The organism is Fredinandcohnia quinoae (assembly GCF_022427965.1).
GTDB classification, from domain to species: Bacteria; Bacillota; Bacilli; order Bacillales; family Bacillaceae_L; genus Ferdinandcohnia; species Ferdinandcohnia quinoae.
Genome location: NZ_JAKTTI010000007.1, coordinates 69,920 through 84,652 on the forward strand (window position 1 = coordinate 69,920; position 14,733 = coordinate 84,652).

The window sequence follows — 14,733 nt, forward strand, 5'->3', positions numbered from 1 at the left end:
TGGGGAAAAATGATAAAAATACCATGTAAATCTACCTAATTAATTCGGAAAATTTAAAAAATCAATGACAGAAAAATATCATCTAGTAAAAACGAACCTATCCTGTATACAAAAAAAGCTGAGCCCTTTAATAAGGCCCAGCATATCGTAACTTACGATTATCTTAGAAGTTGTAAAACACCTTGTGGTGCTTGGTTAGCTTGAGCAAGCATAGCTTGTGCAGCTTGAGTAAGAATATTATTCTTTGTCATATTCATCATTTCACTAGCCATATCAACGTCACGGATACGAGATTCAGCAGCTTGTAGGTTCTCTGAAGTAGTACCTAAGTTGTTGATAGTGTGCTCTAGGCGGTTTTGAACAGCCCCTAAGCTTGAACGACCTTCAGCAACAGTATTAATAGCAGTTTGTACAGAAGCTAAAGTAGCTGAAGCAGTTGCTTGAGTACCATCTAATGTTAAAGCATCGATACCTAATGTACCAGCTGTAGCATCAATTAGATCTAAAGAAATTACTTCAGTTCCGTTAGCTCCAACTTGGAAAGTTAATGTGTTTGTATTATTAAGAAGTTCTTTAGTGTTGAATTTAGTTTGACCAGCAATTGAATCAATTTGAGCAACTAATTGGTCAAATTCAGCTTGAATTTTCGCAGCATCGTCAGCAGTAATTGTTTCGTTACCACCTTGTACTGATAATTCAGCCATACGTTGAAGCATTGCGTGAGTTTCGTTTAACGCACCTTCAGCAGTTTGAATTAAAGAAATTCCGTCTTGAGCATTTTTTGAACCTTGTTCAAGTCCACGGATTTGATTACGCATTTTTTCAGAAATTGCTAGACCAGCTGCATCGTCAGCTGCACGGTTGATACGGTATCCAGAAGATAATTTCTCCATAGATTTTGCTGCTGCACCATTATTGAAAGTTAGTTGACGATGAGTATTGATTGCTGAAATATTATGGTTGATTCTCATTATAATTTCCTCCTTGAGTTTAACCCACATCCATGTGGTTTGTTTTTTTTAACAATGATTGAGATGAGTCGGCCGTACTCAACTCTATCATTGCTTTCATATATATTATCGACATGGATTTTAAAAGTTTAATAGTTTATATAAATTTTTTTTATAAATTTATTTATCTTTTTATACTCAAACAAAAACAGCCAGGTTACTCACGTGGCTGTTACGTTAACATCCTCATTTTCTTAACTAAATCTACATTAACCTTAGAGGCTTCCGCATTTTCCTCCATGATTCTTTCGAAAATTTCCTTTCGAAATATATCAACATCCTTTGGTGCATTAATGCCAATTTTTATTTGATCACCATTAACTTCCAACAGTACTATTTCGATATTTGCCCCAATCATGATTGATTCTTTTAGTTTTCGGGTTAATACTAACATTGATTATCCCTCCCGCCTGTCGGAGGCTTCCTTCGTATAGATTTTATGTTTTGTACTGTAAATTGAATCATTCAAGATAATTTGTTTTCCTTTATTCGTTTTTAAGTTAATAACAAGAGGAGCTTGTAAATTAGCGGTTGTATTAGCTAATGGTTCAACTAAGGTAATAATTGAAAATACTGTAACATCTTCTGGATTATCGATTTTTAAATGTTCTTGGTCATCGTTTGGAATCAAGAATTCATATTCCTTAAAATGTGAAAATGGATTAGAAATAATAAATGCAAGTTGGTCTGTATTTACCGATTGAAGAATATAAAAGACCCCATCATCCGTTAATTGCAATATAATATATTCTTTATCTTCGGGAAAACCCGGTATACCTTGGTCAAAATGGATTACTTCTTTCTTATTTAATTCTATCTCACCATGATATTTTGTGTTTATTTTCATAAGTTCCCACCATTATCATTTTATTTTATCTACATTTACTCCTATAAAATCAATGGAAAGTGATTGACCCGGACTCACATATCCAGTAACTTTACCTGGTGTATAGTTATGAATGGGTTTATTAATATCCACATTAATGATAGGCTTCTTAAGATCCCAATCGATCGTTAGATTTACTGGCTCGTAATTCACCCTTACACTGAATTGAGAAGGTGTTGAACCTGTATCAAAAGTGGTCTCAGTTTCACTATTCCTTATCACCTGGTCAATTATAGGGTTCCCTCCATTTTCAATTTTCATTAATTCATTTCCTTCTTCAGCGATTCTTCCAACCGTTTCAAATGCAACACTCATACCATATGAAGCGTTCTCTTCAGCCCGTCTCATTGGAGATTTCAAATCTAAGTTTTCCCATGCAAGTGTTTGATCAATTGTCAATCTTCCAGGTGTTCGCTGAATCGTCATTGTTGCTGGAGGCTGTTCTATTGTTAAATCAGCAGATTGCTGAGAAATCTCCTGAACCGGCTTTTGGATATTGAGATTTAATTTAGCATTTTGAGATTCCAGACGAATTTGTGGTAACTGCATAATCTTCTCCCCTTATATAAAAAGAAAGCTCTTTAATTGAACTGATTTAGATAATAGGAATAATCCTCCTTATCATTGAAAAAAAAGCTATCAAATTGATAGCTCTATTTCTTATCTCATAAAATCTACTAAAGTTGGTTGAATGATGCTTGCTCCAACACTTAATGCAGCCCTATGAATGCTTTCCTGAGTCTTTAAATTCATGATGACTTCTTCTACATCAATATCTTCATTCTCAGACATTCTTTTTGTAGCAATAATTTTTTGAGAGCTTAATCGAGTCTCAATTAATTCCGCACGGTTTGTAGTTGCACCAATTTTTGCACGTGTAGATACAACAATATCAAGATTGTCTTGGAACTTAGTAATAAATGTAGACAAATCCGGATCTTGACCAGGCGCAGGCGGGTTTTTAATCGCTTCTTGTAAATCTTGGATATCGTTCAATAAACCACCAAATAAATTGTCGCCTATTTGATTAACCGATATTTTCATGCCCTCAGATATTTCAATATCTATGTTATCAGTGTTTCCATTATAAACATATTTTGAAGTAGCAGTGTCAAAAGAAAATGTTTCGGTCTTAGTATCTGACCCACTAAAAATATATTTCCCTGAAACTTTCGTATTAGCAATTGAAAGTACATGTTTTTTCATCTCTTCAAGTTCTGTAGAAATCTTTTCGCGATCCTCATTTGTTAAAGAACCGTTATTTGCACGAGTAACCAAATCTGTAATTCGGTGAATTACATCCCCCGTTTTGTCAAGTGAATCCTCACTATTTTCAAGCCACTCATAAACTGTTCCTAAATTTCTGTTATACTGCTCTACTTCCTCTAGACTTCTACGATTCTGAATACCTTTTACAGCAATAACAGGATCATCCGAAGGACGACTAATTTTCTGTTGTGTATATAACTGTTCTTGATATTTCCCGAGTAGTCCATAGCTCTTATTTAGGTTAGTGAGCATATTATTTGATAACATCGTTTGTGTCATTCTCATTCATATCACCTATCTTCCGCCGGTTCCTAAACCGTTCACTATTTTATCTAACATTTCATCAATGATTGTAATATTTCTAGCTGCTGCATTATACGCATGCTGGAATTTAATAATATTCGTCATTTCTTCATCTAGAGATACAGCCATTACGGATTGTCTACGAAACTCAACTGATTCCTTCGTATAATTTACCTGGGATAATCTTAAGTTTGTTTCTCTTGCCGCAACCCCCAATGTACCAATCATTCCAGTATAGAAATCTTTAACACTGCCTGAAAGTCCTGCAGAAGGGGTGGAGATGTATGATCCGAAGTCTTTCGTAATGACTTCTGATAATTTATAAGCGTTCGAGCCATCCCCAGGCCCTTTAGTGATATCTGATGCTGCAATATCATTTTTATCAGTGATGGCAACTTTTATATTTGCCGCTGCGCCTTTCTGATTTGCAATAGGAGTAAAGAAATCAAGGCCCGTAGAGCCGTTCAACCCGCTTCCATTCCTATGAACTGCATTAAATTCATTCACAAATGCTAACGCTAGCTTATCAAGATTTTCTAGAGTATTAGGGTATTCCCCCACTTCGTTACCGGCATTGTCTACATAACCATATGAATCTATTAAACCCTTAAGCTTACCATTCGAAAAACTATCAATTGGATGGGTTGTACCTGGTGCATTGACGAATGTAATACCATCAACATAACCATTAGCATTCGTCGTATAATCGATTTCATTTGCTGTATAGTTAACACCGTCTACTAGATTAGCAATTGGCGTTCCATTATTATCAAGAATATCAATTGTATATTTTCCAATTGCGATTTCATCTCTGTTTCCTCCACTAAGATTCACAGTGATTTTCACATTAACTAATTCAGATAATTGATCGACTAATCGGTCACGCTCGTCATATAAGTCATTAGGTACATAACCGTTTGGCTCAATCTCACCTATTTGTCTGTTCAAACCGTTAATCTGAGCTGCTATTGAGTTAATTGTACTTTTCGTCAAGTCAATTTCACTCTTAAGATTATCCCGAACAGTGTTCAAAGAGTCTGAAATATATTTAAATGAATCTGCAACAGCCTGTCCTTGCATAAGGACAATATCTCTAGCACCAGTGTTATCTGGGCTGCCTGCAAGGTCCTGTAGCTTTTTCCAAAATTCATCAAGTGATGCAGTTAGTCCCTCAGTTGATGGCTCATGCATAATTTCTTCCATTCTTGCAAGTGACTCAGCACGTGAATTCCAATAACCGAACTTATTATTTTCATCACGGTATTGTCTATCTGCAAATTCATCGCGAATTCGTTGAATAGAGCCCGCTGTAACACCCGTACCAAGATGCCCTGGAATTTTCGGGGCATTCATTCCAACTCCTGGAAAAGGAATTGTCGTTTCAAAATTCACACGTTGTCTTGAATAACCTGGCGTATTTGTATTAGCAATATTATGTCCGGTTACGTATAATGCAGCTTGCTGTGTTACCATCCCTCTGCGTGCTGTTTCTAACCCATGAAATGTTGATGTCATTTTATAATCCTCCGTTTATTTATGCTTTTGAATCAAACATAGAGCGATGTTTTTTTTGACTTTGATTTATATTTGGATTCTCGTAATTAACTGTCTTTTCAGTTGGATAAAACAATTCCAACTCCATATTAACAAATTGTAGTGACTGATTTGTAAGTTGCTGATTCAAATGATTTCGTTCACGTAACATGGCAATGGATTTTGTAATATCCTCTTTTAGTTTTACTAATTGTCTTCGTTCTGGTTCATTTGATACCTCTATTACATCAGATAGTGTTAATTGTACATTTCTCCTTGGAGGGTTGTTCAGGATCTCCTGTACAAGTAATACACGCTGATCTTCAAGCTGCTTAATAGCTAATATATATTTCTGTTCCTCTTTCATCTGTTTACTCAGGGCATCAATGTCGCCTTTTTTTAGATTTTCTGTTTTTTGTTCAGATAGCTTGTACAGATTTTCGTGTAAAATCAAAATCTTATTAAGCAGTTGTATTAGTTTTTCGGCTGACATGTATTCCCCTCCCTTTTGTTTCTTAAAACATTAGAATTAAATTGGTATTCTAATCTTGTAAAAAACAAAATCAGTTGATACTGATCTTATTTTTTAAAATAGAAATCATACACACTATTTGCAATGGCTTCTGAGTCAACATGGTAGGTTCCACTTTGTACTTGCTGCTTGAGTGATTCTACCTTTTCTTGACGTGCAATCGTGATTGGTGACACTTCTTGTAGTTGCTTTGCTGCAGAGGATATTTCAACTTTATCTGCTTTTGCTTGTTTTTCAGATGCAGCAACTTTATTCATTTGGTTTTTGTATGGGTTGACCCCAAGTGGTCCAAATTGATTAATTTTCATTGGTATTCCTCGCCTTCCTTTCCGATACATATCTATATAGTTATTATCGGCAAAGTTACAAAAATGTTTACTTTCTTTTTAGAAATTATCTTCAATCAGCTAAAATATGTTCTGCCTTTGTCTCTTTCTTTTATTGCTCTTTTACGTTCTTCTTCCTCTTCATAGTGGACCATTTCTTTTCTTAAATGAGTTGTACAGCTTTGACATAAATTGCCTTCGCGAATTAGTGTATGACACTTTTTACATGGATATCCCAAGTTTGGAAATTGTGCCAGTCTCAGACGACCAGTTCGAATGAATTTTGTAATTAATTCTTCATCTACTTCAGTTGCTTTAACAACTTCCACTAAGGTAGCTGTACGGTTTTCACGCTTTCGGATAAACTGATAAACCGTTTCAAAATCCTTCTCTTCTTTCTTATAACATTTTTCACAAACATCACGAAGATTTGTTTTAACAAAAATACTACCACAATGCGGACAATTCATTAATTCTCCCATTTCACTCTCTCCTCAAGTCCAATCTATTACTTATTATATCGGTTGAGTGGAAAGAATTTAAAGAAGAATTTCTCCTCCATATTTGTTCGTTGGGAAATATATTTTTTTAGGGTGGCACTTCGGATTTTACATTAAAAATTTATACTGAAATCGTATATGGTGTAGTGTTTGGATATTAGGTGGTGCTTTTCTACTATTATCCGGCGGGTATACACAATAATCCGGCCGATTACCCTAATTTATGGATATTTTTTTGAATATACTCCACATGTTACCAATCTACCCCCTCATCAACGTTAGCGCTGAAACCGACTTAGCCCCTTCACGCAATAAAACCTCTGCAGCATGCCGAAGTGTTAATCCTGTTGTATAAATATCATCCACCAATATAATACTTTTTTCCTTTACTGAAACCCTATCTTCAATTTGAAATACATTTTCTGTTTCCATACGTTCTTGCCTACTCTTTTTTGATTGTTTTTCAAGATGATTTCTGGAAAGGATTTCATGTATGGGTTTGCCTAATAATTGTGCCAGCACGAGAGCTTGGTTGAATCCTCGCTCATAAAGGCGTTCACTGCTTAATGGGATTGGGACTATGATATAAGAAGAGTTATAGTACGTTCTGAATGTATGTTTGAGTGATGTTCGAAAAGCGTTTGAAACGATGTAGTCGCCGCGGAATTTATAGAGGGAAATAATTTCTTTACCAAAATCATTGTACAAGAAGACGGATCGATTTTTCTGAAGAACGTCTCGCCACCGGTTATCATTCTGCCATCTGACACAATCATAACAAAGATCTCCCTCTCGATATTCCGTCGATATTTTTGAAAAGGGCCGACCACATATTGTACATATTTCACCGTCAATGCTCTCAAATTTCCCTTCACATGTCGGGCAAACAGGGTCTGGTTCAGATAATGAAAACAATGTGCTCCATGAATTAATTTCGTCATAATACGAGTGACAAAGTAAACAATTAGCCATCTTCCACAACCTTTATTTATTATAATTTCTTCAATAGTATCATCATCTAGTAAATCCATTCTTCCAAAGATGGAATTCGGCGGGTTTCACTATGTTTCCGGCGGGTATTTTAATTTATCCGGCCAATTCTACGCTTTTTCCGGCGGCTTTCTGCCATAATCCGGCCGGTTTTAGCATTAATCCGGCCACACATCCTAATTTATAGATATTATTTACATTTAATGGGTTTTAGATTGCTGTGGTAACACATACACGAGGTATTCGATTTCATGAAGAATGTTACAAAGGAAAATCTACCGGGTCCTTGCTATCACCCTAGGGGTATTCATCTGTGACAGTTTCAACGACCCATGAATCTATTTGACACCATATAACGTCCTTACCTTTGAAAATTTGCACATTGAGGGTGTTCTGCAACTTTTTTGGTTGCTTCGGCTATTTTTACAACGATATTTGTCTTCATTTGTTTATCGAAGTATTGAGCTTTGACGTATGCGATTCCGTTATCCTTCGATACGTAGCGTGGGGTAATACTATTAAGTGCTATAGCAAATACATCATTTTTACATTGTTCACATTTGCAGGGCATGTTAATATCTGACCAATATTCATTCAAAGCTTCTGCAACTAATGGTTCCATCGCATTAAAAACCTTCATTGGACACTCTCCGTTTCATATGTATGCTATATATTATTACATGAAAAAGTAAATTTTGGAAATGGAGATTTACTAAATGTAATGGAATTGTTACATTGGCAACGTTAATCATTCACCCGCTTCGCCATAATAATATAGCGTTTCGGTGCATTTCCAATATACCGGAAAGGGTAGCAGGTCGTTACTGTCAAAACTTCCTTTGGAAAGGTCGGGACAATAATCGTTCGATCATTCGCATGAACAATTTTTATATCTTCAATTTTGTATGTAAAATCACCATATTGCATCTTCATAATAAAAATATCCCCGATTGTTAATTCACCCAGTCTTTTAAAAACCGTTTCGCGATGGCCTGATAATACAATTTGGTCATTCTGTGTAGGATAACCAGTACCGATAAAATGTCCTACACCTTTTCTTAGTTCTGCTTCATCAGTTCCTTCAACGATTGGAAGCTTCACATTTAATTTTGGCACCTCCAACACTCCAACCGCATCCCCCTTTTTAAAAATAGGGACATCAATAGTTTGAGTAAGTGAATCCTTCCGAGGGCGTCCAACCAATTCCTCAGCTTGAACAAGGGCTTTTCCTTCTAAATTCTCAATCTTCCACATTTGAAAAAAAGTATATCCCAATAGGAAGACTCCAATGGATACGAGTAAAAGGGGGAAATGAAAAAGTTTATTCAATCAACTCACACCATTCACGATTTTTACATTTAGTATTTCTCACCAAACTTCACTTATACTTCTAGCAACCCTTTCTCACTAGCCTCTTTATTCATACCTTCAATATGTTTTTTCGCTTGAATCATTTCCTTCGTTTTTCCATAATGAAAAAAAATAATACTACCTGTTGGATAGTCTGAACTTCGTCCTACCCGACCGGATATTTGGACAAGTGCACTTTCGGTAAAAATCGTGTCCTCTGCACCGAGAACAGCAACATCAATTTTCGGAACGGTCACACCCCTTTCTAAAATAGTCGTTGTCACTAAGATTGGAATTTCACCTCTCCGAAAAGCAGACACCTTATCCTTCCTGCGGGGGTCCTCAGAATACACACCCTCAATTCGATGATCCAACTTTTGTAAAATCGACACAACGATCTTGATGTAATCAATTCTTGGTACAAATAAAAATGCTTGTTTATGCGACTTAAGGTGATCTTTAATCCATTGTAAAACATTTTGAGGAAGTTTTTGTTTCTTCACTTTTTTCTCCCAGTTCCCACACCAAGCAAAGGTTGGTACTGGCAATGGATGGCGATGATACCGTGCAGGAATGGTGACTGCTTTTCTTTTACCCGCTGCAATTTCTTGCTTCCATTTGTTATTTGGGGTAGCAGTTAAATAAATCGTTGAGGACGTATCCTTTTTCGCTTGGTCAACAGCGTATTGGAGCATCGGTTCAGCTGAATATGGAAATGCATCAACCTCATCAATGATAATCATGTCAAATGCCCTGTAAAACCGCAAAAGTTGATGTGTCGTAGCAATTGTGAGGGGTGCGGTACTACCGTGGTCTTCACTTCCACCATATAAGGCAATCACTTCGATCTGTGGAAATGCACTCTTTATCCTTGGTGCAAGCTCAATTACGACATCAGTTCTTGGTGTTGCAATGCAAACCCTCTTATTTTCTAATAAAGCAGCCTCAATTCCTTCAAATAAAATCTCCGTCTTCCCTGCACCACAAACCGCCCATATCAAAATCTGATCATTATGTTTTACTGTATCCACCAATGCTTCAGATGCTTTCTGTTGTCCAACTGATAAAGTGCCATTCCACACGAGTGGCTTTAAGGGAATACTGTCCTGTGGCTTTGGACCAGTCCAGCTGATTAGTGGTGTACATTCACTTACTCGTCCCATCGAAATACATTTGCGGCAATACGTGCACTCGTGCTTGCAACGGGAACAAGAAAATTTCGCGAATAAAGATGGGTTTTCATTCCCACAGCGAATACACATTTGATTTTCAATGCCTTTTCGATAGGAGAGATAGCCGTTTACATAGTGTTGGTGGAGTTGTTCAATTGGTAATGGAAGATTTTCTAGGAATAATTGCTTTCCATATAAAATTTGTTCAAGTTCTGTTGAGAAAGTATAGGTAGTGTTTGGAAATACGGAGGGAAGTTGTTCGAAGTGGGAAATTGGTTTTAATTGTGGGTGGTCTTGTTTGTCCGTAAGTGGTTCAGGTATAAGTAGTTGTTCATTGTTTTGAAAAAATCGCATAAATTGCCTCCTTATGTATAGAGAATGTTTTTTTGGGAATAGTACTAAAATATAATGAAAGGAGAATCATGATGAATTGGATAAAGCGATATCCATTGCTACTATGTATTCTTTTGGTTCTATTGTTCGGAATCTATATGATATTGTTTCATGAGGGTGTACAGTTATCCTCAGCAACATGGACCGCGCCAATCTTATTCTATTTCCTGTTGTTGAGTATTTTAATTAGAAATGAGCAGCAGAAAGTGCAGTCTGAGGATATAGAGGGCAATGAGGATAATACGCAAAAGAATACATTATAGAAGGCGCCTTAGAAAATTAGCGCCTTCTTTTTTTTACGGAAAGTATAAACTTGCTTATCCGAATAAATGAAACTTCGACTCAGCAATCGCAGAATTATCTTATTATTATTTTTTATACCAGCCGAGTCCAATCGCACCTTCACCAAGATGTGTGCCAATGACAGGGCCAAAGTAACTAAGCATAAATTCGACATGAGGATATTTCTGTTCAAGCTCTGCCTTAAGTTGTTTCGCTTCTATTTCGACATTCCCATGAATCAAGACAGCACGCAATGGGACTCCAAGGCTTGCATCCTCATCAAACAGCTCAAATACACGATTAAGTGCTTTTTTACGGGTACGAATTTTTTCAAATGGAACAATTAGTTTGTCTTCAAAACAAAGGATTGGCTTAATTTGTAAAAGGCCGCCTACAAACGCTTGCGCTCCACTTAATCGACCACCACGCTGAAGGTTAGTTAAATCATCAACCATGAAATAAGCTCTTATTGATTTCTTCATTTCATTCAATCTTGCCACAATTTCTTCAGCTGGCTTCTCTAGTTCCGCCATTTCTGCAGCTTCAAGTGCGTAGAAGCCTTGAACCATGCAGCTGATTTCAGAATCAAATGGATATACCTTGACTCCATCGACCATTTCACCAGCCGTAACTGCACCTTGATATGTCCCGCTTATCCCACTTGAAAGATGCACACTAATTATCGCATCATTTTCTTTTCCGAGTTGCTTAAAAAGTTTTACGAACTCACCTATTGGTGGCTGTGATGTAGTCGGAAGCTCTTTCTGCACTTTCAGCTCTTCATAGAAGGCTTCTGCTGTAAGGTCGACTTCTTCACTGTATACCTCATCACCAAAGATTACACTAAGCGGCAACATATGTATATTATATTTTTCACGTATATCCTTTGGTATGTAAGCTGTACTATCAGTTACAATCGCCGTTTTCATATTATTTTTACCTTCCTTATTCACACTGTTATTATATTATATCCATTTTATCGGAAAAGTTTGGGTATGTCACTCACTTTGGACGAAAGATTAAAAAAGACCAACCCATAAGAGTTGATCCTGTTTTTCATATTTTACACTCGAAATTTACTTACAAGCTGTTGTAGATTCATCGCTATCTCAGAAAGACTATTTGCCGAGGATGTAATCTCTTCCATTGACGCCAATTGTTCTTCTGTTGATGCGGCAACACTTTGTGAATGCATTGAAGTATCTCTCGTGATTTTTGTAATATTGTTAACTGTTGCTGATACTTCCTGAGCACCTGCTGCTATTTGTTCCGATGTTGCGGCCATTTCATCAATTCGAGAACCCATCTCTTCCATTGATGCGACAATTTCCTTGAAGCTCTCTTCTGTCTTTCCAATAATGACAAGACCTTCTTTTACATCTGATTTAACCTGAGTGATTGAATCATTGGATCGAATCATTTCTTTTTGAATATCATTTATCAGTTCCGTGATTTGGGTCGCGGAATTTTGCGATTGCTCCGCAAGCTTTCGAACTTCATTCGCTACAACCGCAAATCCCTTCCCATGCTCACCAGCTCTTGCCGCTTCAATGGCAGCATTAAGTGCCAATAGATTCGTTTGATTGGCAATTTCGGTAATTGCATTCGTAATATCGCCTATTTCTTTTGATCTCTTTTCAAGGAGTTTAATCACATCTCCACTTATATTAACAGACCGGTCGATCGCATGAATCTGGTCAGCGGATTTTTTGACAAAATCGCCTCCATGTTTCGCTTGTTCAGTCGCTTTGACCCCCGCTTCTGTTATCGTCGATGAGTGATCAGCAATATATTGGATTCCTCGAGTGACCTCTTCTAATGAAACAGAGCTATCTTCTAAGTTTTCTGTTGAAGTTTCTGCACCACTCGCCACTTGCTGAATGGAATTCGAAATTTCTTCTGTCGCTTTGCTTGTTTGCTCTGCCCCAGCTGTCAATTGTTCGGATGAAGAAGCAACCTGTTCGGATGTCTTCAATACTTCCCCGATCATACCACCTAAGTTTGACTTCATCGCATTAAAGCTTTTTGCTAGACCAGTCAACTCGTCACCGGAACGATCCGTAATATCAGTCGTAAAATCACCATTGCCAGCTTTGTCTAACGCAGAAGAAATAGTCGCCAATCTTCTTTTTAATCCACTTGTAAAGAAATGAACAATTAAATAAGCTAGCACAATCATTACCGCTAAAATAACCAAGAACATCACGGTAACATTCATAATTGTCTCTTTTACAATTTCTTGCGATGCTCCTACATAAAACATCCCAATTATTTTTTCGTTACGATCATAGATCGGCATGTAGGCAGATTGGACATTTTCCCCCGAAACTTTAGTTTGTCCATAAAATTTCTCACCCTTTTTGAGAACGGTATCTGCTACCTCTTTGGTAGCTTTCGAACCAATAGCCCTTTTTCCATTCTTCATAACATTTGTCGAAACTTGAGTGTCATTTAAAAAGAGAGTTACAGTATCTCCAGTGAGCTTGCCGATTTGATCAACAAATGTATAATTCTCATTTAATGCAATTGCACCTTTATATAATTTCCCATCACTTTCAGACCAAGTACCTGGATATTTTCCATCTATGTAATTATAAGCTAGCTCTAAATCCCCACGAGCTTTTTCCACTGCAAACTTCTTAATCCCCGCATTAATTTGATACACAACTGTAGACCCAACTACAGCAGATAGTAATAAAATAATTACCAAAACAATTAAATTAATCTTTGTTCCTAATTTTAAGCTAAAACCTTTTCTTTCTACTTTTGTCTTTGCTCTAGTGTTAATTTTATGTTCTTTTCTCCCCTTTTTAATCTTAATGCCTGACTTGATGTTAAAACCTTTCCTTCCCATTTGCGTATGTCCCCTTATGTTGTATTTTTCTACCTAGATTGAATAATCAGACTTGAAAAAACATAAAAAATTAATAGTTTCTATTTAGAACTATAAACTAAGAGACTGAAAAATTAAACACTTACATAAAAAGTTTGAATTTTCAAATGAGGGTTGAGTGGAGGTGATAGATTTGATAATTTCATGAGATTTATCATAGACTTTTTACTATTTGATTGATAATTATAGAATTTTGCGCTTGAATTTTGGTTTGAGAAGGTGTGAAAATATAGATTTGCACGTTATTTTTGAGATATGCTCGATAATTTTGGGATATGCACGTTGCTCGGATTATTTGCACGTTCGCCAAGATATATGCGCGCTCGCCGAATTATTTGCGCGTTAGCCAAGATATATGCGCGCTCACCAGATTATATGCACGTTACCAGCAATATTTGCGCGCTCGCCGAATTATTTGCACGTTCTCCAAAATATATGCGCATTCACCGACTCATTTGCACGCTCACCGAATTATATGCACATTAACCAAAAACTCATACAAATCCCCCCAAAATAAAAATGCCAAACACCTCTTTTTAGTGTTTGGCACTTAATCATTTTACTTCGACCCAGCCGTTCTTAATTGCAACAACTACAGCTTGAGTGCGATCGTTAACGTTCATTTTTTGAAGAATATTACTAACATGGTTTTTAACCGTTTTTTCACTTATATATAAAGCATCGCCAATTCCTCTGTTACTTTTTCCGTCTGTAAGTAATTGAAGAACTTCACATTCTCTACGTGTTAAAAGATGTAATGGGCGACGAATTTCCACCATTTGATGAGGGTGTGTTGCCATTGAATGTCCACTTGCAACAACTGCAAGTCTACGATATTCATTTACTAGATTGTGAGTGACTCTTGGATGTAAGTATGAACCACCGTCCGCAACTACTTTTACCGCTTCTACTAACGAATCTGCATCCATTTCTTTCAATAAATAACCACTAGCACCAGTTTTAAGGGCATGCGTTACATAGCTTTCGTCATCATGAATCGATAATATAATTACCTTCGTATCAGGATTTGCTTCAATTAATTGCTTTGTAGCCTCTACACCGTTCATATTTGGCATGTTGATGTCCATTATGACGACATCAGGCTGAAATTGCTCGACAATTTCTAATGCTCTCTCACCATCATCCGCCTCGGCTACTACTTGGAAGCTTGGTTCAAAATCTAATATGCGTTTTACACCTTCTCGAAATAATTGGTGATCATCAATAATTACTATGTTTGTTTTCACGTTTTACGCCTCCCCATTCTTCATTTTGCCTATTGAGGTACATGTAG

17 protein-coding genes are annotated in these 14,733 nt (G+C 36.8%); 1 reads left to right on the forward strand and 16 read right to left on the reverse strand.

All coding sequences use genetic code 11. From position 1 onward, the window contains the following. Positions 1–158: 158 nt before the first annotated feature. From MJG50_RS06995 to MJG50_RS07055, 13 genes are all read right to left on the reverse strand, one after another. Complete coding sequence (locus tag MJG50_RS06995) at positions 159–971, reverse strand: flagellin N-terminal helical domain-containing protein (RefSeq protein WP_240254011.1); 813 nt, start codon at positions 969–971, stop codon at positions 159–161. A 211-nt stretch (positions 972–1,182) separates the two neighbouring features. Beyond that, the gene (gene csrA / locus MJG50_RS07000; RefSeq protein WP_240254012.1) at positions 1,183–1,404 is read right to left on the reverse strand and encodes a carbon storage regulator CsrA; all 222 of its coding nucleotides are present in this window, start codon (positions 1,402–1,404) and stop codon (positions 1,183–1,185) included. Positions 1,405–1,407: 3 nt separating this feature from the next. Then, positions 1,408–1,857 (reverse strand): flagellar assembly protein FliW, encoded by a 450-nt coding sequence (fliW, locus tag MJG50_RS07005; protein ID WP_240254014.1) that lies wholly within the window; start codon positions 1,855–1,857, stop codon positions 1,408–1,410. A 15-nt stretch (positions 1,858–1,872) separates the two neighbouring features. Then, positions 1,873–2,445, reverse strand: a complete 573-nt coding sequence (locus tag MJG50_RS07010) for a DUF6470 family protein (RefSeq protein ID WP_240254016.1) — start codon at positions 2,443–2,445, stop codon at positions 1,873–1,875. A 111-nt stretch (positions 2,446–2,556) separates the two neighbouring features. Then, entirely contained in the window at positions 2,557–3,450 is an 894-nt protein-coding gene (gene flgL, locus MJG50_RS07015; RefSeq protein WP_240254017.1) for a flagellar hook-associated protein FlgL, read from the reverse strand. 9 nt (positions 3,451–3,459) lie between these two features. Further along, positions 3,460–4,983 (reverse strand): flagellar hook-associated protein FlgK, encoded by a 1,524-nt coding sequence (flgK, locus tag MJG50_RS07020; protein ID WP_240254018.1) that lies wholly within the window; start codon positions 4,981–4,983, stop codon positions 3,460–3,462. A 19-nt stretch (positions 4,984–5,002) separates the two neighbouring features. Beyond that, the gene (locus tag MJG50_RS07025; protein WP_240254019.1) at positions 5,003–5,494 is read right to left on the reverse strand and encodes a flagellar protein FlgN; all 492 of its coding nucleotides are present in this window, start codon (positions 5,492–5,494) and stop codon (positions 5,003–5,005) included. 86 nt (positions 5,495–5,580) lie between these two features. Further along, positions 5,581–5,841 carry a flagellar biosynthesis anti-sigma factor FlgM gene (gene flgM / locus MJG50_RS07030; protein ID WP_240254020.1) on the reverse strand — a complete coding sequence of 87 codons (261 nt, stop codon included), beginning with the start codon at positions 5,839–5,841 and terminating at the stop codon, positions 5,581–5,583. 95 nt (positions 5,842–5,936) lie between these two features. Then, positions 5,937–6,341, reverse strand: a complete 405-nt coding sequence (locus MJG50_RS07035) for a TIGR03826 family flagellar region protein (RefSeq protein ID WP_240254021.1) — start codon at positions 6,339–6,341, stop codon at positions 5,937–5,939. A gap of 279 nt (positions 6,342–6,620) precedes the next feature. Continuing rightward, positions 6,621–7,331, reverse strand: coding sequence for a ComFC family protein (locus MJG50_RS07040; RefSeq protein WP_240254022.1), 711 nt, complete (start codon positions 7,329–7,331; stop codon positions 6,621–6,623). Positions 7,332–7,710: 379 nt separating this feature from the next. Further along, complete coding sequence (locus tag MJG50_RS07045) at positions 7,711–7,989, reverse strand: late competence development ComFB family protein (RefSeq protein WP_240254023.1); 279 nt, start codon at positions 7,987–7,989, stop codon at positions 7,711–7,713. Positions 7,990–8,093: 104 nt separating this feature from the next. Beyond that, positions 8,094–8,624, reverse strand: a complete 531-nt coding sequence (locus MJG50_RS07050; protein WP_240254032.1) for a class D sortase — start codon at positions 8,622–8,624, stop codon at positions 8,094–8,096. Between the two features lie 107 nt (positions 8,625–8,731). Next, entirely contained in the window at positions 8,732–10,225 is a 1,494-nt protein-coding gene (locus MJG50_RS07055) for an ATP-dependent helicase ComFA (protein WP_240254034.1), read from the reverse strand. A 71-nt stretch (positions 10,226–10,296) separates the two neighbouring features. Here MJG50_RS07055 and MJG50_RS07060 point away from each other — a divergent pair, with 71 nt between their 5' ends. Then, positions 10,297–10,527 (forward strand): hypothetical protein, encoded by a 231-nt coding sequence (locus MJG50_RS07060; protein WP_240254037.1) that lies wholly within the window; start codon positions 10,297–10,299, stop codon positions 10,525–10,527. A gap of 105 nt (positions 10,528–10,632) precedes the next feature. Here the strand turns inward: MJG50_RS07060 and MJG50_RS07065 are convergent, their stop codons facing one another. The 3 genes from MJG50_RS07065 to MJG50_RS07075 form a co-directional block, all read right to left on the reverse strand. Continuing rightward, on the reverse strand, positions 10,633–11,475 hold the full coding sequence (locus tag MJG50_RS07065; RefSeq protein ID WP_240254039.1) for a DegV family protein: 843 nt from the start codon (positions 11,473–11,475) through the stop codon (positions 10,633–10,635). 134 nt (positions 11,476–11,609) lie between these two features. Continuing rightward, complete coding sequence (locus tag MJG50_RS07070) at positions 11,610–13,400, reverse strand: methyl-accepting chemotaxis protein (protein ID WP_240254041.1); 1,791 nt, start codon at positions 13,398–13,400, stop codon at positions 11,610–11,612. A 593-nt stretch (positions 13,401–13,993) separates the two neighbouring features. Beyond that, positions 13,994–14,686: a response regulator gene (locus tag MJG50_RS07075; protein WP_240254043.1), complete on the reverse strand. Its 693-nt coding sequence runs from the start codon at positions 14,684–14,686 to the stop codon at positions 13,994–13,996. Positions 14,687–14,733: the final 47 nt, after the last annotated feature.